General features: G+C 71.8%; 21 protein-coding genes and 1 pseudogene. 11 read left to right on the top strand and 11 right to left on the bottom strand.

Annotated elements, in window-relative coordinates; all coding sequences use genetic code 11:
- Nucleotides 1-28: 28 nt before the first annotated feature.
- A complete protein-coding gene (locus AC0OO9_RS14510; protein ID WP_484517953.1) occupies nucleotides 29-550 on the bottom strand; it encodes a hypothetical protein in 522 nt (173 codons plus the stop codon).
- Between the two features lie 93 nt (nucleotides 551-643).
- Here AC0OO9_RS14510 and AC0OO9_RS14505 point away from each other — a divergent pair, with 93 nt between their 5' ends.
- Entirely contained in the window at nucleotides 644-1123 is a 480-nt protein-coding gene (locus tag AC0OO9_RS14505) for a methylated-DNA--[protein]-cysteine S-methyltransferase (protein WP_357577720.1), read from the top strand.
- 107 nt (nucleotides 1124-1230) lie between these two features.
- On the opposite strand, the gene AC0OO9_RS14500 is transcribed toward AC0OO9_RS14505, so the two are convergent.
- Both AC0OO9_RS14500 and AC0OO9_RS14495 read right to left on the bottom strand, forming a co-directional pair.
- Nucleotides 1231-2310: an inositol-3-phosphate synthase gene (locus AC0OO9_RS14500; RefSeq protein WP_484517635.1), complete on the bottom strand. Its 1080-nt coding sequence runs from the start codon at nucleotides 2308-2310 to the stop codon at nucleotides 1231-1233.
- A 23-nt stretch (nucleotides 2311-2333) separates the two neighbouring features.
- A complete protein-coding gene (locus AC0OO9_RS14495) occupies nucleotides 2334-2972 on the bottom strand; it encodes a PadR family transcriptional regulator (protein WP_484517634.1) in 639 nt (212 codons plus the stop codon).
- Nucleotides 2973-3146: 174 nt separating this feature from the next.
- On the opposite strand from AC0OO9_RS14495, the gene AC0OO9_RS14490 reads away from it, so the two are divergent.
- From AC0OO9_RS14490 to AC0OO9_RS14475, 4 genes are all read left to right on the top strand, one after another.
- A complete protein-coding gene (locus AC0OO9_RS14490; RefSeq protein WP_311409953.1) occupies nucleotides 3147-3614 on the top strand; it encodes a DUF5318 domain-containing protein in 468 nt (155 codons plus the stop codon).
- A 197-nt stretch (nucleotides 3615-3811) separates the two neighbouring features.
- Nucleotides 3812-6748 (top strand): transglycosylase domain-containing protein, encoded by a 2937-nt coding sequence (locus AC0OO9_RS14485; RefSeq protein ID WP_484517633.1) that lies wholly within the window; start codon nucleotides 3812-3814, stop codon nucleotides 6746-6748.
- A 117-nt stretch (nucleotides 6749-6865) separates the two neighbouring features.
- The gene (locus AC0OO9_RS14480; protein ID WP_484517632.1) at nucleotides 6866-8446 is read left to right on the top strand and encodes a glycosyltransferase family 87 protein; all 1581 of its coding nucleotides are present in this window, start codon (nucleotides 6866-6868) and stop codon (nucleotides 8444-8446) included.
- A gap of 36 nt (nucleotides 8447-8482) precedes the next feature.
- Nucleotides 8483-8809, top strand: coding sequence for a hypothetical protein (locus tag AC0OO9_RS14475; protein WP_484517631.1), 327 nt, complete (start codon nucleotides 8483-8485; stop codon nucleotides 8807-8809).
- Nucleotides 8810-8821: 12 nt separating this feature from the next.
- Here the strand turns inward: AC0OO9_RS14475 and AC0OO9_RS14470 are convergent, their stop codons facing one another.
- Both AC0OO9_RS14470 and AC0OO9_RS14465 read right to left on the bottom strand, forming a co-directional pair.
- Nucleotides 8822-11017: a hypothetical protein gene (locus AC0OO9_RS14470; RefSeq protein ID WP_484517630.1), complete on the bottom strand. Its 2196-nt coding sequence runs from the start codon at nucleotides 11015-11017 to the stop codon at nucleotides 8822-8824.
- A complete protein-coding gene (locus tag AC0OO9_RS14465) occupies nucleotides 11014-11805 on the bottom strand; it encodes a deoxyribonuclease IV (RefSeq protein WP_484517629.1) in 792 nt (263 codons plus the stop codon). The genes AC0OO9_RS14470 and AC0OO9_RS14465 overlap by 4 nt, the downstream gene beginning before the upstream one ends.
- Nucleotides 11806-12444: 639 nt before the next feature.
- Here AC0OO9_RS14465 and rpsF point away from each other — a divergent pair.
- The 4 genes from rpsF to rplI all read left to right on the top strand — a co-directional run bounded on the left by rpsF (nucleotide 12445) and on the right by rplI (nucleotide 14095).
- Nucleotides 12445-12735 carry a 30S ribosomal protein S6 gene (rpsF, locus tag AC0OO9_RS14460; protein ID WP_121397433.1) on the top strand — a complete coding sequence of 97 codons (291 nt, stop codon included), beginning with the start codon at nucleotides 12445-12447 and terminating at the stop codon, nucleotides 12733-12735.
- An 81-nt stretch (nucleotides 12736-12816) separates the two neighbouring features.
- Entirely contained in the window at nucleotides 12817-13353 is a 537-nt protein-coding gene (locus tag AC0OO9_RS14455) for a single-stranded DNA-binding protein (RefSeq protein WP_172896610.1), read from the top strand.
- A 41-nt stretch (nucleotides 13354-13394) separates the two neighbouring features.
- Nucleotides 13395-13634: a 30S ribosomal protein S18 gene (gene rpsR / locus AC0OO9_RS14450; protein WP_007073789.1), complete on the top strand. Its 240-nt coding sequence runs from the start codon at nucleotides 13395-13397 to the stop codon at nucleotides 13632-13634.
- 14 nt (nucleotides 13635-13648) lie between these two features.
- Nucleotides 13649-14095, top strand: a complete 447-nt coding sequence (gene rplI / locus AC0OO9_RS14445; protein ID WP_421456350.1) for a 50S ribosomal protein L9 — start codon at nucleotides 13649-13651, stop codon at nucleotides 14093-14095.
- 215 nt (nucleotides 14096-14310) lie between these two features.
- Here rplI and AC0OO9_RS14440 read toward each other — a convergent pair whose 3' ends face one another.
- Nucleotides 14311-15918: a hypothetical protein gene (locus tag AC0OO9_RS14440; RefSeq protein ID WP_484517628.1), complete on the bottom strand. Its 1608-nt coding sequence runs from the start codon at nucleotides 15916-15918 to the stop codon at nucleotides 14311-14313.
- Between the two features lie 410 nt (nucleotides 15919-16328).
- Between AC0OO9_RS14440 and dnaB the strand changes: the two genes are divergently transcribed.
- Complete coding sequence (gene dnaB / locus AC0OO9_RS14435; protein WP_484517952.1) at nucleotides 16329-17720, top strand: replicative DNA helicase; 1392 nt, start codon at nucleotides 16329-16331, stop codon at nucleotides 17718-17720.
- A gap of 117 nt (nucleotides 17721-17837) precedes the next feature.
- Nucleotides 17838-18419 carry a hypothetical protein gene (locus AC0OO9_RS14430; RefSeq protein WP_484517627.1) on the top strand — a complete coding sequence of 194 codons (582 nt, stop codon included), beginning with the start codon at nucleotides 17838-17840 and terminating at the stop codon, nucleotides 18417-18419.
- Nucleotides 18420-18484: 65 nt separating this feature from the next.
- Here the strand turns inward: AC0OO9_RS14430 and AC0OO9_RS14425 are convergent, their stop codons facing one another.
- The 5 genes and pseudogenes from AC0OO9_RS14425 to AC0OO9_RS14405 form a co-directional block, all read right to left on the bottom strand.
- Nucleotides 18485-19165: a maleylpyruvate isomerase N-terminal domain-containing protein gene (locus AC0OO9_RS14425; protein WP_484517626.1), complete on the bottom strand. Its 681-nt coding sequence runs from the start codon at nucleotides 19163-19165 to the stop codon at nucleotides 18485-18487.
- 119 nt (nucleotides 19166-19284) lie between these two features.
- The gene (locus tag AC0OO9_RS14420) at nucleotides 19285-19701 is read right to left on the bottom strand and encodes a TFIIB-type zinc ribbon-containing protein (RefSeq protein WP_484517625.1); all 417 of its coding nucleotides are present in this window, start codon (nucleotides 19699-19701) and stop codon (nucleotides 19285-19287) included.
- A gap of 22 nt (nucleotides 19702-19723) precedes the next feature.
- Nucleotides 19724-20356: a phosphoribosyltransferase gene (locus AC0OO9_RS14415; protein ID WP_484517624.1), complete on the bottom strand. Its 633-nt coding sequence runs from the start codon at nucleotides 20354-20356 to the stop codon at nucleotides 19724-19726.
- Nucleotides 20343-21670, bottom strand: a pseudogene (locus AC0OO9_RS14410) (glycosyltransferase 87 family protein); the annotation flags it as partial. The gene AC0OO9_RS14415 and the pseudogene AC0OO9_RS14410, both read right to left, overlap by 14 nt.
- A gap of 65 nt (nucleotides 21671-21735) precedes the next feature.
- The gene (locus AC0OO9_RS14405) at nucleotides 21736-24240 is read right to left on the bottom strand and encodes a putative bifunctional diguanylate cyclase/phosphodiesterase (RefSeq protein ID WP_484517623.1); all 2505 of its coding nucleotides are present in this window, start codon (nucleotides 24238-24240) and stop codon (nucleotides 21736-21738) included.
- Nucleotides 24241-24774: the final 534 nt, after the last annotated feature.

Genomic DNA, 24774 nt, shown 5'->3' with positions numbered 1-24774 from the left:
TGACCGTCCTGTTTTCTATGAGGGGGGTTCAGTAGGTCTCGACGTGCACGCTGGTCTCGCTGAGCGCCTCGACCACGAAGATCTGGGCGCCGACCGGGATCGGTCGGTCGGCGCGGGCGTTGAGCTTGACCGGCTGGCCGGCCACCCGGACCCGGACCTCGCCGTAGCCGTCGGCGGGCACGGGGGTGACCACCAGGCCGAGCGCGCCGACCAGGTGGTGGCGGGTGGGAGTGGGGTCGGTGCGCATGTCGCGGGCCGCCCGGCTCAGCCGGGCCGCGGCCCAGGCGGTGGGCACGGCCGCGACGACGCCGCCGGCCAGGGCCACGGCGATCATGCCGGGCGTACGCCCACCTACCAGCTCGTTGACGATCGCGGCGCCGAAGCCGAGCGCTCCGGTGAACCCGGCGACCGCCTCCACCGACACCGGACCGTCGAAGTCCGGGTTGCCGAAGTGGAGCAGCTCGCCGCCGAGCAGGGCGAGCGCCAGCACCGCGACGCCCGCGCCGCCGGTGATGAGGAAGATCAGCGTCCCCGTGGCCACGGCCTGCACGGTATCGGTGCCCCGCAACGTCGGTCGGGACGCAAACGGCCCAGCGGGGCCGCGACGTGGGGCAGTACAGCGGGCACCGGGGACAATGGGGGGATGCGCTGGACCGTGCTCGACTCCCCGATCGGCGAGTTCTCCGTCGCCACCGACGGCACCCACGTGTGCCGGGCCCACTTCGGCCGGGTCGACGCCGCCGCCGAGGAGCCGGGCGACGAGGCGGCCCGACAGGCGCTGGCGGAGCTGCGGGCGTACTTCGCGGGCGAGCTGACCGGGTTCGCGGTGCCGCTGGCCGCGCCGGGCGGGTCCGACTTCGAACGGGGCGTCTGGCGGGAGATGACCCGCATCCCGTACGGGGAGACGCTCACCTACGGCGAGGTGGCCCGCCGGCTCGGCGACCCGGGTGCCGCCCGCGCGGTCGGGGTGGCCTGCAACCGCAACCCGATCCCGGTGCTCGTGCCGTGTCACCGGATCGTCGGCGCCGGCGGCAAGCTGGTCGGTTTCGGCGGCGGCCTGGACCGGAAGGTGAAGCTGCTGGAGTTGGAGGCCGGGGTCGCCCTGCGTCGCGCCTGGTCCTGACGCGGTCCCGTCCCAGCCCGCCCGGTTCAGCCCGGGGTGGAAGGGCCGGACGCGGCGAGGGCCGGGTCCGCGCGGACCCGGCCCTCGCCGGTGCTGCTGTCGGCGCGTCAGCGCTCGGCGTCACCGGCGATGAACGCCTCGACGGCGGCCTGCGCGTCGTGGTCGGCGTACTGCACCGGCGGGGACTTCATGAAGTACGACGAGGCCGACAGGATCGGGCCGCCGATCTTCCGGTCCAGCGCGATCTTCGCGGCGCGGACGGCGTCGATGATGACACCGGCCGAGTTCGGCGAGTCCCACACCTCGAGCTTGAGCTCGGCGTTGAGCGGGGTGTCGCCGAAGGAGCGGCCCTCCAGGCGGATGTACGCCCACTTGCGGTCGTCCAGCCACGGCACGTGGTCCGACGGGCCGATGTGCACGTCGCTCTTGCTCATCTCGTGCGGGATCTGCGAGGTGACCGACTGGGTCTTCGAGATCTTCTTCGAGACCAGGCGGTTGCGCTCCAGCATGTTCATGAAGTCCATGTTGCCGCCGAAGTTGAGCTGGTACGTGCGCAGCAGCTCGACGCCCCGGTCCTCGAACAGCTTCGCCAGCGCGCGGTGCACGATGGTGGCGCCGACCTGGCTCTTGATGTCGTCACCGACGATCGGCAGGCCCGCGTCCTCGAACTTCTTGGCCCACTCCGGGTCGGAGGCGATGAAGACCGGAAGCGCGTTGACGAACGCGCAGCCGGCGTCGATCGCGGCCTGGGCGTAGAACTTGTCGGCCTGCTCGGAGCCGACCGGCAGGTACGAGACCACGACGTCGACCTGCGCGTCGCGCAGCGCCTGGGCGACGTCGACCGGCTTGGCGTCGGACTCCTCGACGATCTCGCGGTAGTACTGGCCCAGACCGTCGAAGGTCGGACCGCGCTGCACGGTGACGCCGGTCGGCGGCACGTCACAGAGCTTGATGGTGTTGTTCTCGCTGGCGACGATCGCCTCGGCGAGGTCCATGCCCACCTTCTTGGCGTCCACGTCGAACGCCGCGACGAACTGCACGTCCGAAACGTGGTAGTCGCCGAAGGTGACGTGCATGAGACCCGGGACGCGGTCGTTCGGGTCGGCGTTCCGGTAGTACTCCACGCCCTGTACGAGGGACGAGGCGCAGTTACCCACACCGACGATGGCGACGCGGACGGAGCCCATAGCGTCTGCCTCCTTCTTCTTCATCACGGCCGCTCTTTCCTGGACTCTCCAGGCGGAGGCGGGCTGTTGTCTTCTCGTCGGCCGCCGGCCGTCCCGGTTGACGGGACCGTCGGGGCACGGCCGGAGCGCTCGTTGGCGATGAGCTCCTCCAGCCAGCGGACCTCGCGCTCACAGGCGTCCAGGCCGTGGCGCTGCAGTTCCAGCGTGTAGGCGTCGAGCCGCTCGGCCGCCCGGCCGAGCACGTCGCGAAGCCCTTCACGGCGTTCCTCGATCTTTCGCCGGCGACCCTCGAGGATGCGGAGTCGGGTCGCCTGGTCGGTCCGGGCGAAGAACGCGAAGTGCACGCCGAAACCCGTGTCGTCGTACGTCTCCGGCCCGGTCTGCGCGATCAGTTGGGCGAAGCGTTCCTTGCCCTCCGCGGTGATCTCGTAGACCACCCGACCTCGTCGGCTGGTCAGCGCGGGAGCCTCCTCGACCGTGGCGGGTGCCTCCGCGGCCTCGGTGATCCATCCCGCCGCCTGCAACCTGCGCAGCGTGGGATAGAGCGAGCCGTAGCTGATCGCCGCCCTGATCGCACCGAGCTTGGCGGTCAGCTCCTTGCGCAGCTCGTAGCCGTGCATCGGAGACTCCTGCAGGAGGCCGAGGATGGCGAGCTCGAGCACGGGCCATCCTCTCTGTACCCTCTACGCGGAGCAGTAACCGCCGCGATGTATCGGACCGATACATCGCACGCTAGCGGATCGCCGTGATCAGGGCAAACCCCCGCTCCGAGGTTCTTCGGTCACGCATCGTCACCGTGGTCGCCCCGTCCGACGAGACCGCGTACCCTTCTCCGCATGCGTACGCAGCGCCAGGTAGTCGACTACTCGCTCCGGAAGCGAGCGGTGCTGCGTGAGCTCCTCGCGGGCCGGGTCGGCACGTACGACGTCTGCGACGCCTCGCCCTACCTGAAGAACGCCGCCCGCTTCCACGGTGAGCCGACCGACGAGCGGTGTCCGATCTGCCGGAGCGAGAACCTGACCCACGTCCACTACATTTACGGCGACGAACTCAAGCAGTCCGCCGGCCAGGCCCGGACACTGGCCGAGTTGCCGGTGCTGGCGATGACGGTGCGTGAGTTCCAGGTCTTCGTGGTGGAGGTGTGCCTCGGCTGTGACTGGAACCATCTCGTCGAGCAGTACCTGCTCGGCCGGGACGGCCTGGCCGGGAGTCCGGAGGGTGGGCAGGAGCAGGACGCGGTGGGCGGCGCGGCCGCCTCGGGCAACGGTGCGGGCAGTCGACGGAGGCGAGAGGCGCAACGGTGATCTTCGCTCGATCGGCCGACCCCGGCCAGCGCACGCACGCCTGGGGAGACCGACGGATCGTTGGTCTGATTGGCCCGATTGATTCGCAAGTGGCACCGGTCGACCGGCACGCACGTGCCGCCCTCGACAGGTGTCCCATCTCACGGCAAACCGGTGGCGGCGCAGTCGCGTCCCACCGCGACGGCAGGGTGTGAGGAATGAACTCGTACGGCGATTCCAGTTCCCCGCGCGGGCGGGCCCAGATCCCGGGCCAGCACGGCGACCCCGGCGGCGACGCCTCCGGGGGCGGCTGGTCGGCTGCACAGGACGGTACGGCACCCGCGGGCCGCGCCTCGGTCGCGCCCCGCGCCGCCGGCGGACGGGCCTCGGTCGGCGGCTCGGCCGCCGTCCCGCCGCGCGGCGGTTCTGTCTCCGGTTCAGCCTCCGCGGCCGTCCCGCCGCGCGCCGGAACGGCCTCGGTGGGCTCCGCCTCGGTGGGTTCGGCCTCGGTCGGTCGGGCGGCGCCGGGCCGGGCCGCGCCGGTCCCGCCCGCACCCGGCGCCGGCCGGGCGGCGGGCTCGGGTCGCGCTTCGGTGCCGGTCTCCCCGGCCGGCGGGCCGGCGGGTCGCGCCTCGGTGGGCTCCGCCGCCGTCGGCGCCGCCCCGGCCGGACGGGCCAGCGTCGGGTCGGCGGCGGTCGGCGGCGTCAGCGGCCGTGCCTCGGCCCGGGCGAGCGTCTCCCCGGCCGCAGGCGGCCCTGGTGGGCCCGGCGGGCCGACCGGCCCCGGTCGGCGCGGGCGCGGCGCGGGCGACCCGGCCGGTTCGTCGCGGGCGAAGAAGCGCAAGCGGGTCAACATGCTGATCGCCGCCTTCGCCGTGTTCATCATGCTCGCCGGGCTCGGCGTCGTCGGCTTCACCTACTACTCGACCAACGTGGTCCTTCCGGAGGACACCACGCCGCCGCAGGCGACCACCCTCTACGCGTCCGACAACAAGACGATCATCGCGAAGGTCGGCACGCAGAACCGGACCCTGGTCACCATCGACCAGATCCCGAAGCACGTGCAGGACGCGGTCGCCGCGGCCGAGGACCGCAACTTCTACGAGCACTCGGGTGTGGACTACAAGGGCATCGTCCGGGCCGCGTGGAACAACGTCTCCGGTGGCAGCAAGCAGGGCGCCTCGACGATCACCCAGCAGTACGCGCGCAACGCGTTCGACAACCTGAAGGACGACACCTACGCCCGGAAGGTCAAGGAGGCGATCCTCGCCTCCAAGCTGAACGACGAGTACACCAAGCCGCAGATCATGCAGCACTACCTGAACATCATCTACTTCGGGCGGGGCGCGCACGGCATCGAGGCGGCGGCGCAGACGTACTACGGCAAGCCGGCGAACAAGCTGAGCGTGGCCGAGGGCGCGGTCCTCGCCGCGCTGATCAAGCAGCCGGAGGCCGGCATGGGCCACAAGGGCTACGACCCGGCGGTCAACCTGGTCGACGCCAAGTCCCGCTGGGAGTACGTCATCAGCGGCATGGTCGCCGAGGGCTGGCTGAACGCCCCGGGCAAGCCGGCGGCGCCCACTCTGGCCGAGTACCCGATGCCCAAGAAGCCGAGCCAGGGCGGCGCCGGCATCGACTTCGGCGTCAACACCCCGTACGGCAACGTGATCAACTACGTCAAGCAGGAGATGCGGGACAAGGGCCTCTGCGTCGACAAGGAGGAGCAGGTCACCGACGCCAAGCCGCTCTGTTCCCAGGCGCTCATGTCGGGTGGCTACAAGATCCGCACCACGATCGACACGAAGATCCAGGAGGCGGCCGTCGAGACCGCCCAGCGCAGCAAGAAGGGGTCGGAACTCTCCGACCAGCCGCCGAACCTGATGGCGGCGGTGGTGGCCATCGATCCGAAGAACGGTCGCGTGCTCGCCTACTACGGCGGTGACAACGGCACCGGCACCGACTACGCCGGCAAGAACATCGACTCCTCCGGCAACCCCTACGGCGGTCACCCGCCGGGCTCGAGTTTCAAGATCTACACCCTGGCGGCGGCGCTCAAGGCGGGCAAGGCCCTCGAGTCGCGCTGGAAGGGCAAGGCCTTCACGCCCGAAGGCACCAAGTTCAAGGTCAGCAACGCCGGCGTGGACAACCCCGAGTGCGGCAACTCCTGCACCCTGACGGTCTCCACCCTGAAGTCGCTGAACGTGCCCTTCTACCACGTCAGCCAGGACATCGGCCCGGACAAGGTCGTCGACATGGCGGCCAAGGCCGGGGTCAGCATGATGTGGCGGTCGGACACCAATCCGCCGAAGGGCTACGACCTCACCAAGACCGATCCGAAGGACATCGCGCCGAACCCGTTCTTCCACGTCGTCGGCTACGGCCAGTACCCGATCACCGTCCTGGACCACGCCAACGGCGTCGCCACCTTCGCGAACCAGGGCCGCTACCACAAGGCCCACTTCCTCTTCTCCGTCGAGAAGCGGGACGAGGCTACCGGCAAGTGGAAGAAGATCGCCGACGAGGGCTCGCTCAAGGGTGAGCAGCGCATCGACAAGGACGTCGTGGCGGACGTGACCTCGGTGCTGGAGCAGTACCCGGCGCGGGTCAACCACAAGCTCGACGACGGCCGGAAGGCCGCCTCCAAGACCGGCACCTGGGAACTCAAGGCGAAGAGCGACGACAACGGCGACGCCTGGATGATCGGCTACACCCCGCAGATCGCCACCGCCGTCTGGGTCGGCAACGTCAAGGACCGCAAGCCGCTCAAGCTGAAGAACGGCGACAAGATCAGTGGCGGCAACCTGCCGGGCACCATCTGGGAACGGTTCATGGACGAGGCACACAAGGTCAAGAAATGGGAGAAGAAGGACTTCCCGCCTGCGGCGAACGTCGGCGACCCGAACACCGGCAACGGTGAGGCGCCCCCGCCCCCGCCGCCTCCGTCGGGCCCGCCGAACTGCGGTCCGCTGGACCTGCTCTGCCCGCCCGGCGGCAACAACGGCGGTGGAAACAACGGCGGCGGCACCCCTCCCGGTGGCCCCGGTGGCCCCGGTGGCCCCGGCGGGCCCACCGCCCCGACTGATCCCCGCCCCGGCCGGGACGGTGGCGGCGGCGGGCTGCTACCGAGCCTGACACCCAGGCCGGACAACGACTGATCGACGAACGCCGCCGGCGGCCGGAGCAACTTTCCGGCCGCCGGCGGCGTTCCACGTATCGACGTGTCGTGAGAGGGAGGGGACGCGGAGGCCCGATGTACGGCAGGATGCACCTTCATGAGCACGCAGTCGACGCGAGGCATCGACGACGCCGGTGCCCCTGACCATCCGTCCCGCTCCGACGGCTTCGTCCGGGGCGTCTCCGGCGCGATCGGCGGCCCGCTGGGCGACCACGCCGTCACCCTGGACCGGCCCGCCGGGCGGGAGAGCCGGTTCTGGACCGCGACCCGCATCGTCCTGGCCCTGGTCTGCCTGACCCTGGCGTTGCACTGGGTGCAGAAGTCGCCCTGCCAGGACGGCGCCTGGCAGAACAACGTGCAGTACACCCGCTTCTGTTACACCGACGTGCTGGCGCTCTACTACGCCGAGCGGCTCAACGAGGGTGCGGTGCCCTACCAGGACCACCCCGTCGAGTACCCGGTGCTCACCGGGTACTTCATGGGCGCCCTCGGCCTGCCCGTGCACGCCCTCGGCCAGAACGACCCGGGAATCAACCAGGGCATGTGGTTCTACAACCTCAACGCGCTGGTGCTCGGCGCGCTGGCGGTCGCCACCGTGGCGGTGCTCCTCGCCCTACGCCGCCGTCGACCATGGGACGCCGCGCTCTTCGCGCTCGCCCCCGCGCTGATGCTCACCGCCACGGTCAACTGGGACCTGCTCGCCATCGGCCTGGCCGCGTTCGGCCTCTTCGCCTGGGCCCGCAGCCGACCACTGGCGGCCGGCGTCCTGCTCGGTCTCGCCGGGGCGGCCAAGATGTGGCCGCTGTTCATCCTCGGCCCGATCCTGGTGCTGGGACTGCGCGCCGGGCGGCTCCGCGCCGCCCTCACCGCCTTCGGCGCGGCCCTCGTCTCCCTGGTCCTCGTGAACCTTCCGGTCGCCATTCCCTACCGGGAGAACTGGGACCGCTTCTTCGAGCTGAACTCGACCCGGCCCATCGACTGGGGCACCCTCTGGTACATCGGCCGCTACGTGGACGGAAAGTTCGGCAACGCCAACCCCGCCGACCTCGGGCCGTTCGAGTGGCTGAACGCCAACATCCCGACGCTGAACACCCTGTCGTACGCCCTCTTCGGGCTGGCCTGCCTCGGGGTGGCCGCGCTGGGGCTGCTGGCGCCGCGCCGGCCCCGGCTCGCCCAGCTCGCGTTCCTGGTGGTCGCCGCCTTCCTGATCTTCAGCAAGGTGTGGTCGCAGCAGTTCGTGCTCTGGCTGCTGCCGCTGGTGGTGCTCGCCCGCCCGAAGTGGGGCGCCTTCCTCGCCTGGCAGGTGGCCGAGGTCTGCTACTTCGTGGCCTTCTACGGCGAGCTGCTCGGCGCGGCGACCAGCCGGCCGGTCTTCCCGGAGGGTGTCTTCGTGCTGGCCTCGACGCTGCGCCTGGCCACCGTCGTGCTGCTCTGCGTGCTTGTCGTCCGGGAGATCCTGCACCCCGAACTGGACGCGGTCCGCAAGACCTATCCGGATGATCCGGACGGTGGGGTGTTCAACGGCACCAGGGACGCACCCTGGGTGGCCCGCTGGCGTCGACCAGCCCCGGCCTCGCCGCAACCGACGGAGCTGGCGGCCAGCTCGGCGCTGACGGCCCCGGCCGTCAGCGGCGGGGACGGGGACGGGCTGGACGGTGGCCGGCGAGTGACGTCCTGATGGCGTCCTGTCGAGAGTCATGACCCGTTGGCCGGCGTGAGCGCCGTCGACGCGCTCCTGCCCGCGCTGCTCGTCACGGTCTGGCTCGGCCTGGTCCTCGTCCGGCGGGTGTCCGGGTGGTTCTTCGGCCTGGGCGGCTGTGTCGCGCTGGCCTGCCTTCCCGCCGGAGTCATTGCCGGCAGGTTCGAACTCGGCGACGCCGACTGCACGCCGGACAGCCTGTGTTTCTCCGCCGACACGGTCGACTGGTGGTTGAACGGGCTGTCCGGGCTGTTCACGGTCGCCGTGTTGGCGATCCTCTCCGCTGCCCGCAAGCTCTTCCGAGGATCGGACGACCGGGAGGCTGCTTCGAGGCCGACGTGAGGGCGACGAGGGTCACAAGCGGTAGACCACCATGTTCCCTATCTCCTCGCGGGTGATGCCGAGCCCGTCGACCGGCGCGTCAACCGTGACCTCCCACGGCGTGCCGGCGATGTGGTCCCGCATCAGCAGCACGTTGCGCACGCCGAGGACGCGCAGGTAGTCGACGCTGGTCTGGTCGGGGAAGGCCAGCGTGACCCGGCGTACGTCGTCGAGCTGGCGCGGGGTGAAACCGCTGCCCCCGTTGACCACGTCCTGGAACTTGCTGGTGGACCAGAGCATGACCGGTTGGTCGAGGCTCTGGCTGCTCGGCAGCACCAGCAGCGGCCCGTCCACGGTGCGCATCGCGGCCGGCTGGGACGGCACGACCGGGTGCGGCGTGGCGTTCAGCCCCTCGCCGAGCACCAGCACCAGCGGCAGCAGTGTGGCCAGCCGCAGCCACGGGCTCGGCCAGGAGGGGATCCGCTCGGCGTAGACCTCCCGGACCCGGGTGGCGAACGCGCTGACCGCGCCCGCCGCGAGCAGCCCGAGCAGCAGCGTGGTCCAGAGCATCAGCCGGCCCGGGGTACGGATGCCGTTCCAGCCGGGCAGGTGGTCGAACAGCGGCACGTAGGTGAAGGTGCCGTCGAAGAACCGGGTGCCCATGGCGAGCACCATCGTCACCACCACCCCGACGAGCAGCAGCAGCCGGTGGCGCAGCTTCCACACCGAGAAGAAGAGCCCGCCGGCGGCGAGCGCGTAGAGCACGAAGCCGGGCAGCAGGGTCATCTCCGGGTGCCAGGGCAGCGCCGCCCGCGCGCCCTCGTGCAGGGCGCCCCAGACCCGCGACTCGGCGGGCGCCGTGAAGAAGCCCGCCACCGGCGGCGAGTAGACACCGATGTCGCCGATGGAACGCTCTGCCTGCGGGTGCGCCCCCGCCACCTTGAAGTACGGGATGGCCAGCAGGGCGCCGACACCGGCGAAGAACAGGCCGCCGACCAGGTCCGCGATCAGCAACCGGCGACCGAACGGGCGCTTGACCGGCCGGACGACCCACCGCCGCAGGAACCAGGTGACGGCCGCGACCAGCACGGTCCCGGCGAGGAAGTACGCGAACGGCAGCCCGATGCCGAAGCCGAGACTGAGTTGCCAGGCCGCCACGAACCAGCCGGCGTAGACCCAGCCGTCGTGCCGGCGCTCGGGGCGGTACCCGTGCCGCAACGACCAGCCGTGCCCCCGGGCGAGCATCGCCAACGCCAGCGGGATGCCGCCGTTGGAGATCACGTGCAGGTGCCCGGCCTGGGCCAGCAGCCACGGCGCGTACGCGAAGCTCGCCCCGGCCACCGCCGCGCCGATCCGGCCGGCGCCGAGCTGACGGGCCAGCGCGTACGCCCCGAGCATGGCGAGCGCGTGGGCCAGCACGAACATGATGTTGTAGCGGAGCACGGCGGCTTCGGGACCGGTGCCGATCATGCCCGCCGGGGCGTAGCCGAGCAGGGTGTCGGAGAAGGCGAAGCTCCAGGACTCCGGGAAGAAGGTGTTCGACTGCCACAGCTGCCCCGGGTTGGTCAGCAGGATGTGCCCCGACCAGGCCATCTGCCACGCCTGGAGGCTGGGATCCCAGTAGTCCTGCGGCAGGGTGTGTCGCGGGTAGCGCAGCGTGGGCCAGGTCAGCAGCACGGCCAACGCCAGCGAGGCGAGCGTCGCGAGCGTCCACTCGTGGATCAGCAGGCGGCCCACCGCCCGCGCGGCGCGCCCGATCCGGGAGGGCACCGGTTCGGGGGCGGACGCGAAGGCCTCCCACCGGTCCGGCTTTCCGTCCTTGTCACCCCCGTCCTGATCCTTGCTGGCCGCCTTGTCGCCGCCCTTGCCCGCGCCGCCGGCACCGTCCGCACCGGCCGAGCCCGCCTTGGCGTCCGGCTTGTCGGCTGCCTTGGCGTCGTCCTTGCCCGCCTTGGTGTCCGTCTTGCTGGCTGCGCCCGCCTTGGTGCCGTCCTTGACGGTTCCGCCGGCCTTGGGCTCGGCCGCTCCGGCCTTGGGCTCGGCCGCCCCGGCCTTGGACTGGGTCCCGCCGGTCCCGGGTTCGGCCCCGGCGGTCCCGGTGGCGGCCGGGCCGGGCGTGGCGCCGGTCGCGTCGGTCTTTCCGGCGGCTTCCGTCTTCCCGGCAGTGCCGGCCTTCTCGGCGGCTGCGTCGGGACGGGGACTGCCGGAGGCGGACTGCTCGGTCGTCATGCCGCCGGGCTCCCCGCGCCCAGCCGGTCGCGCAGGAAGGCGATGTCGGCGCCCTGACCGTCGACCCCGCCCGGGGTCTCGACGATGACCGGTGCGCCGGCCGCGCGGATGACCGCCACCACCAGTTCCGGGTCGATCGTGCCGCCGTCGAGGTTGTCGTGCCGGTCCTGGCCGGAGTTGAACGCGCCCTTGGAGTTGTTGGCGTGCACCAGGTCGATCCGGCCGGTGATGGCCTTGACCCGGTCGACGAGCCCGAGCAGCTCCTCCCCGCCGGCGTGGGCGTGGCAGGTGTCCAGGCAGAAGCCCACCTCGTGATCGCCGACGGCGTCCCAGAGGCGGGCGAGCGCGTCGAGCCGCCGGGCGCAGGCGTTGTCACCGCCGGCGGTGTTCTCGATCAGGACGGGCACGCCGAAGCCGCCGGAGTCCGCCGCGTACGCGAAGGTCTTGCGCCAGTTGTCGAAGCCGACGGCCAGGTCGTCGCCGGCGTTCACGTGCCCGCCGTGCACGATCAGCCCCTTGGCGCCGATGGCGGTGGCCGCCTGGGCGTGCCCGAGCAGCAGCTTGCGGCTGGGGATCCGGATCCGGTTGTTCAGGGTCGCGACGTTGATGACGTACGGCGCGTGCACGTAGAGGTCGACGCCCGCGGCCCGCAGCCGGTCCGCGTCCTCGCGCGGCTTCGGCGCCTTCCACCCCTGTGGGTCGGAGAGGAAGAACTGCACGGCCTCGGCCCCTCGGGCGGTCGCCTCCGCCACCGGGTCGGTCGAATCGACGTGGGCTCCGATACGCATGCAGGGGAGCCTACGTCGCGTCGCCGACAGCCGGGATGACGGCGGTGGCGGACTCGCCGTTCCTCGCGTCACCTCTCGGCGGCGGTGGTCGTTGATGCGAGTGGGATCCACGGTTGCCGCAGCCGGCCCGGAACGGCCGCTGGTCGGCCTGTCCCGGAGGCGCGTCGAACCGCCCGAGAGCGGGGCACCCTCGTCGCGCGGCCCGGCGCGGCGGGGGCCCGCCCCGACGGAACCGGGCTCATCGGGAAATTTGTCGGAGAATTCCGCCATTTCCCCCGACAAGGGGCAAGAGCCGTTGTAACGTCAGGTAACAACACGATAAAGCTCCGCGGGGCGTCCCCGGTCCAACCTCATCGGTGTGGTCGTTCCTCCCCAGGTCCCACCCAAGGAATGCGGACGGGACGCCCCGCGGCCTCGTGTACGGGGGCTCGCATCGACAGCGACGTCGATGCGAGCCCCCGTCGCCTCGCCCGGTGGAAGGGCGCCGCCGACCACCGCGGGCATGATCGTCGGGACCGGGTATCCTGGTCCGGTTGTCCGCGTACGGCCGGGTTCCCCCGGAACCGGCGCGGGCCACGACGCACGACCTCCTGCCACGGAAGGACCGTGGCCGCTTAGCCCACAGGAGGTGAGCACGTCTTGCGTCATTACGAAGTCATGGTGATCCTCGATCCCAGCCTCGAGGAGCGCACCGTCGCCCCGTCCCTCGACACGTACCTGAACGTGATCCGGACTGCGGGTGGCTCGGTCGAAAAGACGGACGTGTGGGGCCGCCGGCGCCTCGCGTACGAGATCAACAAGAAGGCCGAAGGCATCTACGCCGTCATCGACCTGCAGGCGACGCCCGCAGCGGTGGCCGAGCTGGACCGTCAGCTGCGGCTCAACGAGTCCGTGCTGCGCACCAAGGTCATCCGGCCGGAGATGCGCTAAAGCATTCAACCCCGGTCCACCCGGATCAGCCTCATCGGCACTGTCGGAGGGCTCTGAGAGCCTGTACGGCAGAACTGATGAGTGCGCGAGGAGATGGTCATGGCAGGAGACACCACCATCACGGTCATCGGCAACCTGACCGATGACCCCGAGTTGCGGTTCACCCCGTCCGGTGCGGCGGTCGCCAAGTTCCGGGTCGCTTCGACGCCCCGGTTCATGGACAAGGCCTCCGGCGAATGGAAGGACGGCGAGCCGCTCTTCCTGGCGTGCACCGTGTGGCGGCAGGCGGCGGAGCACGTCGCCGAGTCGCTCCAGCGGGGCGCCCGCGTGATCGTCTCGGGCCGGCTGCGTCAGCGGTCGTACGAGACGCGCGAGGGCGAGAAGCGCACCGTCATCGAGCTCGAGGTCGACGAGATCGGCCCGTCGCTGCGCTACGCCACGGCGAAGGTGCAGAAGATGTCCCGCTCCGGCGGCGGTGGCGGCGGCTTCGGCGGTGGTGGTGGAGGTGGCCAGGGCGGCGGCGGAGGCAACTTCGACGACCCCTGGGCCTCGGCTGCACCGGCACCCTCGCGCGGTGGTTCGGGTGGCGGCAACTTCGACGAGGAGCCCCCGTTCTAATGGCGCCGAGCGCCCGCGATCGCAAACCAGGAGCACGAGCAATGGCCAAGGCCGCTGCACTTCGCAAGCCGAAGAAGAAGGTGAACCCGCTCGACAAGGACGGGATCACCTACATCGATTACAAGGACACCGCGCTGCTGCGCAAGTTCATCTCCGACCGCGGCAAGATCCGCGCTCGGCGGGTGACCGGCGTGACCTCGCAGCAGCAGCGGCAGATCGCCCGTGCGGTCAAGAACGCCCGTGAGATGGCGCTCCTGCCGTACACGGCCACGGCCCGCTGAGAGGAGGCACCGATATGAAGATCATCCTGACTCAGGAGGTGTCCGGCCTCGGTGCCCCGGGCGACATCGTCGAGGTCAAGAACGGCTACGGCCGTAACTACCTGCTGCCGCAGGGCTTCGCGATCGCCTGGACCAAGGGTGCGGAGAAGCAGGTCACGGTCATCAAGCGGGCCCGCTCGGCCCGCGAGATCCGCGACCTCGGCCACGCCAACGAGGTCAAGGGCCAGCTCGAGGGCCTCAAGGTCAACCTGAAGGCCCGCGCCGGCGACGGCGGTCGGCTCTTCGGCTCGGTCACCCCGGCCGAGATCGTCGACGCCGTCAAGGCCGCCGGTGGTCCGGCCCTCGACCGTCGTCGGCTGGAGCTGTCCGGTCCGATCAAGTCGACCGGCTCCTACCCGGTGCAGATCAAGCTGCACCCCGAGGTGAGCGCCAAGTTCGACCTCAACGTCGTTCAGGGCTGACACCTCACCCGAGCACCACGACAGGGCCCGCACCGACCGGTGCGGGCCCTGTCGTGTACGACCTGCGGCGTACGCTCCCGCTCGTGCCGTCGCGGTGCGGACCGACCAGGGCGGCCGTGCGCCAGCCATCGGGCGGCCACGCTGATCACCAGCCGACAAGCCGGCCGGCGCGTTCGGCGAGCAGCGGCACCATGATCGTGCGGTCACGCTGATCGTCAGCCGATCGGCTGGCCCGTCACCGCGCTGATCATCACCGTCGAGAGGCCACCGCCGACCACGGCCGCCGCCAGCGCGACGCTGGCCGAACGCCACGTCGTCCCGACCCGGCGCAGCAGCAGCGCCACGACCAGGCTGCTGGCCAGCGCCAACCCGAAGCGCGGCAGGCCCGCTGCCAGCGAGCCGAGCGCCCGCGCCCGGGGCGAGTCGCAACCCCCTCCGCTGATGTCGGTGACACACCCTGCCGGCACCTGCCCGTCCAGGGTCAGCAACCAGACGAAGATCAGCACCGCCGGCACCAGGTAGCACGCGACCGTGTAGAGCAGCGACCGCCACGGCCCGCCCGGATCGGGATCGAGCAGGTCGTCCTCGATACGACGGCCCCACGCCCCCGCCCCGGCGGTCCCGGCCCGACGGCGTACGGCCGACGCCGTCGCGGCACCGACCGGCTCGGCCACGCGCCGACGCGGTGCCGCACGCGGCCGCGGCGCGGAGTAGGGCACCACGGGTGACCGGGGCGCCGACGCCGGCGGGTCCATCCAGCGGGGATCGTCGCCCGCCAGCCGGGTGCCCGACCAGAAACCCTCGCTCCGCTCGTCCCGGCCCGGCCATGGCCATTCCTGCACGGCGCCCCCGCCGGAACCCGGCGCGGTCCTGTCCCACCCATCGTCGTCGGAACACCGCTCCCACGCACCGGTGTCGTCGGACCGGCGCCACTCACCGGTGCCGTCGGTCCGGTCCCACTCACCGTCGCCGTCGGTCCGGTCCCCACTGCCGGTGCCGTCGGAACGGTCCCACCGGCCAGTGCCGGTGTGGTCCCAGCGGTCGACCTCACCGGCCGGGCGCCACGCGTGCACCCCCGACGCGTCCCACGCGTCCACCGCCGGAGGCGAGGGCGCGCTCTCGGACGCGGCGAGGTGCGACTCCCGGTCCCAGGGATCGACGGCGGGGCGGTCCTCCGCCGCCCGCCGGCCCCGGCGGGCCGGCCGCTCGGCCTCCCCATCCGGTACGGACCCGGACGCGTCCGCCTCCTCCAGGTCGGACCAGACGACCTGCGGGCGTTCCGACGGCAGGCGCCTCGGTCGGCTCGGCGGCGCCGACCCCGAGACGGGGTCGTCCTCGGCCCGCCGCCGCCCGGAGTATCCCCGCTCCTGCGGACGGTCGAACGTCCACTCCCCGGTGTGCTCCGACTGCGGGGCAGCGCCTGACGTCCACTCCCCGGTGTGCTCCGACTGCAGGGCCGCGCCGATCGCCGGGGACTCGTGCCAACTCGTCTCGCTGACCCGGTGCCAGCTGCTCGTGGTCTCCGTGGCCCGCCAGGCACCGGGGTGCGGTTGCTCGGCCTCGGTCCCCACCTCGTCGTCGGGCGCGGCATGACGGCCACCGCCGTCGGCGCTGCGGATCCCCGACTCCAGGGCCCAACGCGGCAGGTAGCTGTCGACCGGCTCCCGCTGCCCGCGCTCGACGGCCCGGCGCCGGCTCGGCGTGCGGTGCCGCGCGGGAGCGCGCTCGTACGGATCGACCGGTGCCGGGTCGGCGGGATCGTCCCAGGGGGCGACCGGCTCGCGCGGACCGCCATCTCCGCGTCCCCAGTCCCGGTTACTCACGGCCGGAGCGTGACCCTTCTCAACCGATGGCGCAATCCGCTGTGCAGGTGTAGCCGTTCGCTGGAGATAGTACGGGACGTTCGACCGCGCAGTTCGACCGAAAACTTGCCATCCACAGGCTGGGGATTGTGTTTCCGCAGCTCAGCGCCTTGTGGCGGAGAATTCCCCAGCCGTTGTCCACAGGCTGTGCACACCCTGCGCACATGCTTGTCCCCCGGCGTCCACAGGTTGTCCCGAGGCTCGTCCACCGACGTGGTTGAGGGGCTGACCTCGGGTTCCGTATGGTTGGCCCCCGACCGGTCGTGCGATGACCCCCGATCGACCGGCAGGTCGAGGTTGTCCATCCCGGCGACAGGGCTGGATCCGGATCCGACGCAGTGGAGGGGGGACCCGTGTCGGTCACCGACGACATGCGGGCGGACTCGCGATCGGGCGGGGGGCAGGCGTCCCCGCCGCCGCAGCGCGACGGCCAGTTCGACAAGACCCCGCCGCAGGACGTCGCCGCCGAGCAGTGCGTCCTCGGTGGCATGCTGCTCTCCAAGGACGCCATCGCCGACGTCGTCGAGATCCTCAAGACCAACGACTTCTACCGGCCGGTGCACGCCACCATCTTCGACATCATCCTGGAGATCTACGGCCGGGGCGAGCCGGCCGACTCCATCACCGTGGCGGCGGCCCTGGCCGACTCCGGCGATCTGGTGCGGATCGGCGGCGCCCCCTACCTGCACACGCTGATCGCCAGCGTGCCGACCGCCGCGAACGCGGCGTACTACGCCCGGATCGTCAGCGAGCGGGCGGTCCTGCGGCGCCTGGTCGAGGCCGGCACCAAGATCGTGCAGCTGGGCTACGGCACGAGCCAGGGCGGCAGCCGCGACGTCGACGACATCGTGGACCTCGCCCAGCAGGCGGTCTACGACGTCACGGAGCGCCGCGTCAGCGAGGACTTCGCCGTACTCGCCGACATGCTCCAGCCGACTCTGGACGAGATCGAGGCGGTGGGCGCCCAGGGTGGCGTCATGACCGGCGTCCCCACCGGCTTCACCGACCTGGACCGCCTGCTCAACGGCCTGCACGCGGGGCAGCTGGTGATCGTTGCCGGACGCCCTGGGTTAGGAAAATCGACAGCAAGTATGGATTTTGCCCGAAACGCTGCAATTCGGGCAAATCAAGCGTCTGCCATCTTCTCGCTGGAAATGAGCAAGGTCGAGATCGTCATGCGGCTGCTGTCGGCCGAGGCGCGCGTGCCCCTGCACGTCCTGCGCAGCGGCCAGCTCTCCGACGACGACTGGACCAAGCTCGCCCGCTGCATGGGCGAGATCAGTGAGGCGCCGCTCTTCGTCGACGACACGCCGAGCATGAACCTGATGGAGATCCGGGCCAAGGCGCGCCGGCTCAAGCAGCGGCACGACCTCAAGCTGATCGTGGTCGACTATCTCCAGCTGATGACCTCTCCGAAGCGCACCGAGAGCCGGCAGCAGGAGGTCGCGGACCTGTCCCGTGGCCTCAAGCTGCTCGCCAAGGAGGTGGAGTGCCCGGTGATCGCGGTCAGTCAGCTGAACCGTGGCCCGGAGCAGCGCACCGACAAGCGACCGCAGCTGTCCGATTTGCGCGAAAGTGGATCGATTGAGCAGGATGCCGACGTCGTCATCCTGCTGCACCGCGACGACTACTACGACAAGGAGTCGCCGCGGGCCGGGGAGGCGGATTTCATAATTGCCAAGCACAGAAATGGTCCCACCGACACGGTGACGGTGGCCGCGCAACTCCACCTGTCGCGCTTCGTGGACATGGCCATCGTATGAGGCAGACCGGGGCCCGGATGACGGAGGCTGCGAGGGCCGACGCCATTGCGCGTGCGCTTGCAGGCGAGAGTCTCAGCAGCATTGCCCACGCCAGCGGTGTGTCCCGGCAGGCGATTCGTGTTCGCTGACGGGTCGATCAGTTACCGACCGAAGCACATCCCGCAGATCTCGGTAGGACTGGCAGAACGCGATCGAGCACATCTGGCCAAGCTCCGGACCTTCCTCGGTTCGACGAGCGCCATCTCGGCGCCCAATCCGACCCACCACTCGTGCCAGTTCTCCGTGCGTTCCCGCCAGTTGGCCGACCGGCTCGTCGCGTTGGGCCGGTACCAGGGACCGACCGACGCCCGGTTGGTGGAGTCGCGTGACTTCTGGCGTGGTGTGGTCGACGGCGACGGATCACTGGGCCTCTACCGCCGATCGCGATCGGCCCCGGCCACCATGCCTCAGTTTCGTCTGGTGGGCCGACGTCATGTGCTCGAGGAGTTCCTTGGCTTCCTGCGGACCCAGGGGATCGGCAGTCTTTCGGTACGACCTCACAAGTCGATCTACACCATGGGAACGACGTGTGGTCCGGCAGAGAGGATCGTCGCGTTGCTTTACTCCGGCGCTACCGTCGCCCTGTCACGCAAGGCGGAGACGGCCGAACGGATGCTGGCGGCAGCCGCCAGTTCTCCTGGTCCGAACCGGCGAGGCTGAACCGACCGTTGCGGCGGTTGCACCAATCAGCCCGGTCACGCCGGTCAGCCCGGACGGAGGACTGGTCAGCCCAGCAGGGGGAACCAGCCGGCGACCTCGCCGAGTTCGAGCTGGTCGCGGTCGGTGAGCGGCAGCCGGCCGGTGGCCTTGAGCAGGTACTCCGCGTCGCTCCACGCGGCTGGCCGGACGGCGTCGTCGCTGAGCAGGCCGTCCATGGTGGTCACGGCGACCTGCGTGGCCAGCACCCCGGGCAGGGGCGCGTCGGGCAGGTCGAGGACCAGGTCCAGGTGGTGCACGACGGCCTCGGTGGTCAGCGTGGCGAGCAGGTCCGGCACCCGCAGCACGTGCCCCTGGGTGGTCACGTGGCCGTCGGGATCGGCTGCGCCCGCGGCGCGTACGGCGGCGGGTGCGGTGTCGGTCCAGAGCCGGACGATCCCGCCGGGGCGGTCGAAGGCGGCTGCGGAGCGGCGGGCCCACCGGGCGTGCCGCGCGCCGTCGCCGTCCCCTTCAGACGGGAACGCGCGCCAGTAGGTCACGTCGTCCACGTCGGCCGGGCCCTCGGCGGGGCTGGCCAGCGCGACCAGCGCTCGCTGGGCGTCGCAGAGCACGTTGAACAGCAGGTCCGCGACGAGCCAGCCCCGGCACCGGGTGGGCCGTTGCAGGTCCGCGTCGTCGAGGTCGGTGACGACGCGGGTGATCCCGTCGTACGCCTGCGCCAGCGCGAGGTGCCGTCCGCGGTGCGTCATGGAGCGCAGCGTCGCACGACCGCCGCCGCTCGGCACGGCGAACGGCGGTGGCGCGGTGCGTGGAACCGAACCACGGGTGACCGGGCCGGTCGAGGCGCCGGCCCGGTCGACGGAGTGGCTCAGCCGAACATCTCGTCCAGGAAGCTCTTGTGCTTCTTGCGCTTGTAGTGCCCGTGGTAGCCGTGGTGCTGCTGGCCGTAGGCGGGGGCCGGCGGGTAGCCGTGCACCGGCGGGGGCGGCGGCGGGACGGCGCCGTAGCCCGGCTGGTGCGGGGCGGGAGCGGGCGGCGGGGGCGGCGGGGGCGGGTAACCGCCCTGCTGGTGGCTCGGCTGGCCGGGGTAGCCGCCCTGCTGGTGGGCGGGCTGTGCCGGGGTCGCGCCCTGCTGGCGACTCCAGTTGGCCTCCGCCTCGAACAGCTTCTCCAGCTCACCGCGATCGAGGAAGATCCCCCGGCATTCGCCGCACTGGTCGATGGTGACGCCGCTGCGCTCGTACTGGCGCATTTCTCCGTGACACTTGGGACAGGTCAGGCTCATCCTCCGACCGTACCCGGTCAGGTCACGCAGTCGCTGTCAGCGCTTCCGTGACTTCGGAGTCGGCGACCTCGTGGAAGTCCTCGTAGTAGGTGCTCACCGCCATGAACTCCGGCGGGTGCTGGGCGCAGACGACCTGGTCGGCCTCGGCGGCCAGCATCTCGTAGGCCTCCTGGGAGCCGACCGGGACGGCGACCACGACCCGGCGGGCGCCGAGGTGACGGGCGACCTGGACGGCGGCGCGGGCGGTGGCCCCGGTGGCCAGGCCGTCGTCGACGATCACGGCGGTGCGCCCGGTCAGGTCGAGCGGCGGCCGACCGGCGCGGTAGAGCCGTTCCCGCCGTTCGAGCTCGGCCTCCTCGCGGCGGACGACCTCGGCGACGTCGTCCTGCGTGAGTCGACTGGCGACGACGTCGTTGAGGACGCGCACGCCGCCGGGGCCGAGCGCGCCGAAGGCCACCTCGGGCGCCCACGGCATGCCGAGTTTCCGGACGACCAGCACGTCGAGGGGTGCGCCGAGCCGCTCGGCGACCACCCGGGCCACGGGCACGCCGCCGCGTACCAGCCCGAGGACGATGACGTCCGGTGCGCCGATGAGTGCGGTGAGCCGTTCGGCGAGCGTCCGGCCCGCCTCTTCGCGGTCGCGATAGGTGGTCATGCCTCAGGTCTACGCCGTGTCGCCGGCCTCCGCCCGCCGGTTCGCGGAAACCGGGGGGTGCAGGGCGGGGGCCCACGCGAGGAGGGCGAGCGGGTAGAGCAGGTAGCCGAAGCGGGTGGTGGGCATCAGCAGGATCGCGGCGAGCAGGCCGTACCCGCAGATCAGGGCGGTGGTGGCGGCGGTGCGGGGCGGGCGGCGGGCGAGCCGGACGGCGATGGCCAGGCCGGCGGCGAGCAGGAGGGCGACGGCGACGGCGCGGCCGGCGGGCAGCGCGGTGGCGATCAGGTGGCCGGGGAAGGGCGACTGGGCGGGGCTGGACACCAGGCCGTGCCCGAGCGGGAAGCGGAGCACGTTCTCGACCAGCGCGTCGCGGTCGACGAGCAGGGCCGGCAGCAGCGCGGCGGCGGGCACGCCGATCGCGCCCGCGGCGACCCGCAGGCCGGCCCGCCGGGTCAGTCCCCAGATGATCAGCACGAGGGCGACCGGCCAGGCGAAGAGCTTCAGCGCCCCGGCCAGGCCGACGGCGAGACCGGCCCGGCCAGGTCGGCCGGCGGCGGCGAGGGCGAGGGCGAGCAGGCAGAGCGCGAGTACGGGCAGGTCGTCGCCGCCGGTGGCGAGGGTGAGCGCGCAGATCGGGAGGACGGTGGCGGCCTGTACACCCCGGAGCAGGGCGGCGCCCGTGTGGTCGTCCGCCCTCCGGCGTACGCCGCGGGTGAGGGCGCGGACGGCCAGGGCGAGCGCCAGCGCGGTCCCGACGGCGAACCAGACGCGGGCGTCGGTCCACCAGGCGTCGACGGCCGCCCGGGGCAGCCCGAAGAGTGCCATTCCCGGCTGGTAGGGGGTGTAGCCGAGCAGTTGTTCGCCGGGTGGCAGGGCGGCGATCGCGTCGTGCCCGAGGTACGGCGTGCCGGTGTCGACGAGCCGCCGGCCGGACTCCTCGACGACCAGCACCTCCTCCTGCGCCCGGTCGGTGCGTCCGCCGGCCCGTTGGATGCTCTGCCAGGCCAGCGGCAGCAGGGCGGTGGCGAACCAGGCGAACCCGGTGACCGCCCAGCGGGCCCGCAGCCCGGCCGCCGGCGCTGCGGGGTCGCGCCGCCGCAGCAGGAGCTGGCCGGTCGCGGCGAGGGCCGCGAGGAGGTATCCGACGGCGGCGACGGCGCCCCAGGCCCGGTGCGGGAGCAGGGTGGACGTGGCGGCGGTGATCGCGGCGAACGCCGCCGACGCGGCGTACAGGCCGAGGTCGAGGGCGAGGCCGCCGGCGGCGGAGTCGAGGCGCTGCCAGCCACGGCGGCGGGCGGTCGGGGCGGCGGTCACGCGGGCCAGTCTGGCAGCAGGTGCGCGTCGCCGCGTCAGGTGGGCGGATGGCGCCTGCCGCCGCGTCAGGCGGGCAGGTGGCGGTCGGTGCGGCCGCGCCCGCCGGGCCGGCGGCCCGGGGCGAGCCGGATCACGGCTCCGGCGTCGTGCAGCGGAGGGGCGAGGGTGCCGGGGCTGCCCCCGGAGCCTCGCCGGAACGCCGCGAGGAGCGTGCCGGCGGGCACCGGCCGGGCGAAGAGGTGCCCCTGGCCGGCCGTGCAGCCCAGCTCCCAGAGGGCCCGGCGCTGCGGCTCGCTCTCCACACCCTCGGCCACCACGTCGAGCCCGAGGCTGCGGCCCAGGTCGAGGGTGGAGCGGATGACGGCGGCGGCCTCGGCGGAGGTCTCCATGGCGGTCACGAAGCTGCGGTCGATCTTCAGCTCGTGCACGGGAATGCGGGAGAGCAGCGACAGGGAGGAGTAGCCGGTGCCGAAGTCGTCGAGCGCCAGCCGGACCCCCTCGTCGCGCAGCCGGCTGAGCACCCGGTCGACCACGTCGAGCTGGCTGAGGGTGAGCGTCTCGGTCAGCTCCAGCACCAGCCGGTCGGGGGGCAGGTCGTGGGCCCGCAGGCGGGCCAGCACGGAGCCGGGGAAGCGGGCGTCGAGGAGGCTGCGCGGCGACACGTTGACCGCCACGGGCACGTCGAAGCCGGCGTCCCGCCAGCTGCCCGCCGCGAGCAGGGCCTGGTCGAGGATCGCCTCGGCGAAGGCGGGGAGCAGGCCCGAGCGTTCCACCGCCTCCAGGAAGCGCAGCGGGTCGATCATCCCGTGGGTGGGGTGGTGCCAGCGGGCGAGGGCTTCGGCGCCGGTGACCCGGCCGGTGCCCAGGTCGACGATGGGCTGGAAGTTGACGGTGAACTCGTGGTCGGCGACGGCGCGCGGCAGTTCGCCGCCGAGGGTGAGCCGGCCGAGGTCGGCGGTGTCGCGGGTCGGTGCGTACGTCGAGGTCCGCTGACCGGCCCGTTTGGCCTGGTACATGGCCACGTCCGCGCGGCGCAGCAGCTCCGGCATGCCGCCGGTGGCGGGTGCGGCGGCGATCCCGCCGCTCGCCTCGACGCTGATCCGCATGCCGTCGAGGTCGAACGGCTCGTGCAGCGTGGCGAGCAGGGTCTCCGCGCGGTGCGCGGCCACCGCGGGGGCCGGCAGGCCCCGCAGGAGTACGGCGAACTCGTCGCCGCCGAGCCGGGCCACCAGGTCCCCCTCCTGGGCGGCGTCGCGCAGCCGCTCGGCGACCTGCACCAGGACGTGGTCCCCGGCGGCGTGCCCGAGGGTGTCGTTGACCTCCTTGAAGTGGTTGAGGTCGATCAGCACCAGCGCGGTCACCCCGTCGGCGTGCCGGGTGTCGAGCTGTTCGGTGCCCTGGTCGAGCAGGTGTCGGCGGTTGGCCAGCCCGGTCAGCGCGTCGTGGGTGGCGGCGTACGCGTGCTCGTCGGCGACCCGGGCCAGTTCGGCGTACGCCTGCGCGTTGCGCACGGCCGTGCAGAGCGCCGAGGCGAAGGTGCGCAGCGTGTACTGCTCCCGCTCGGAGAGCTGCACGGGCCCCCGGAACCGCAGCCGCAGTACGCCCACGTCGACCGTCCGGTCGTGCCCCTCCAGGGCGGCGGGGACCACGGTGCCGTCCACGGCGGTCGGCTCGCCGGCCGGCCCGTCGTACGTGATGGCGACGGCACCGCCGCGTACTGTCCGGCCGCCGTCGCGCAGCTCGATCTCCACCTCGTCGGCGGAGAAGAGCTCGGCGGCCTGGGTGACCGCCGTGGTGAGGACCTTGTCCAGGTCGACCACGTTGAGCGCGTCGGTGGTGCGGGCCAGCCGCTGCCACGCCTGCTGCTCGGTGCGGGCCTTGACCCGGTTGGAGTAGAGCAGGTGGAGGCTGAGTACGAGGGGCGGCACCGCCAGCAGGAGCCGGGGGTCCCCGTGGAGGATGAACAGCGTGGTGACGATGAGGACGAAGCGCGCCAGCGCGCTGGTCAGGCGCAGCCCGAGGTCCTCGCGGAAGAGTTGCCTGAGCCGGGTGCCGGTGGCGAGTGCGATGACCGGGAGGGTCAGCACTTCGTCGAGGATCACCGTGACGGCGTAGGCGACCCCGATCGGGCCGAGGGCCGGCCACAGGTCGGTGATCGGTGGCGATCCTCCGGCCGCGTGGAGGGCTGCTCCGCCGCCCACCGCCAGCAGCATGGTCTTGGCCACTCCGAAGGCGGCCTTCAGGGGCGGGAGCTTGGCGAGGTACTGGGCTATCGCCACCCCGATGCCGGTGGTCAGGATCACCAGCGGAGTCGGCGCGACCGCCAGGCTCAGGATGATCGCTGTCTCACTCCAGGAGATCGCGTGGACCGTGGCGCGGATCCGGATCCGCCACTTGATCGTCATGGCGAGGAGGGCCAGGCAGATCAGAGTGAGCGAGAGCGTCAGGTGGTTGCGTGACCAGTCCAGCCGGGTCAGCTCGCGGAGACACAGGGCGGCCGCGATGGCGGCCACGACGCAGACGAGGCCGACGTGCAGCGTGAGCCGCCGCTCGGCCTCTGTCTTGCCCACGTCCGGTCGTGTCACGGCATCCCGACTGCTTCCGACTGCAAAGCACGCCAAGATTACCCGCGGTCACGCGCCAGCCACAATCCTCAGTTCCACTCGTGTGCCGACATCGCTATCCCTCCCCGGTTTCGCGTTGGCCGTTGCGCGGCTGTGTTCCGCGACGCCGACAGCCTAAGTGCGGTTCGGCCAATTATGGAGGGATATATGTGACTATGGGCAATGGATGAGAACCGTGCCCTGCGGCGTGACTTTCTGCTTCTGGCCGGGAACTCAGTGCTGTGTTTCTATCGACTTCCGGTTAACGCTAGATAATGAACCGGTGGCGGCGTCGGCGCATCGGACACGACGGTGCAGTTTGCAGCGGCCGACGGCGTGGCGCCGGGCCGTGGCCCGTGCCCTGGGCACATCGTGTGGTCGAGGCCACCGCTTCCGTGCCGGTACGCCCGTCCGCCCGGGTGGTTCCGTCAGCGCTCACCGCCTGCCGCCGCCCCCGACGAGGTCACGGAACGATCGGAGCAAGATGCACTCCGTACGTTG

The organism is Micromonospora sp. USAFONa4, from assembly GCF_057197825.1.
The sequence above is the reverse complement of the archived record's forward strand: the minus strand, read 5'-3'. Positions and strand labels throughout refer to the sequence as shown.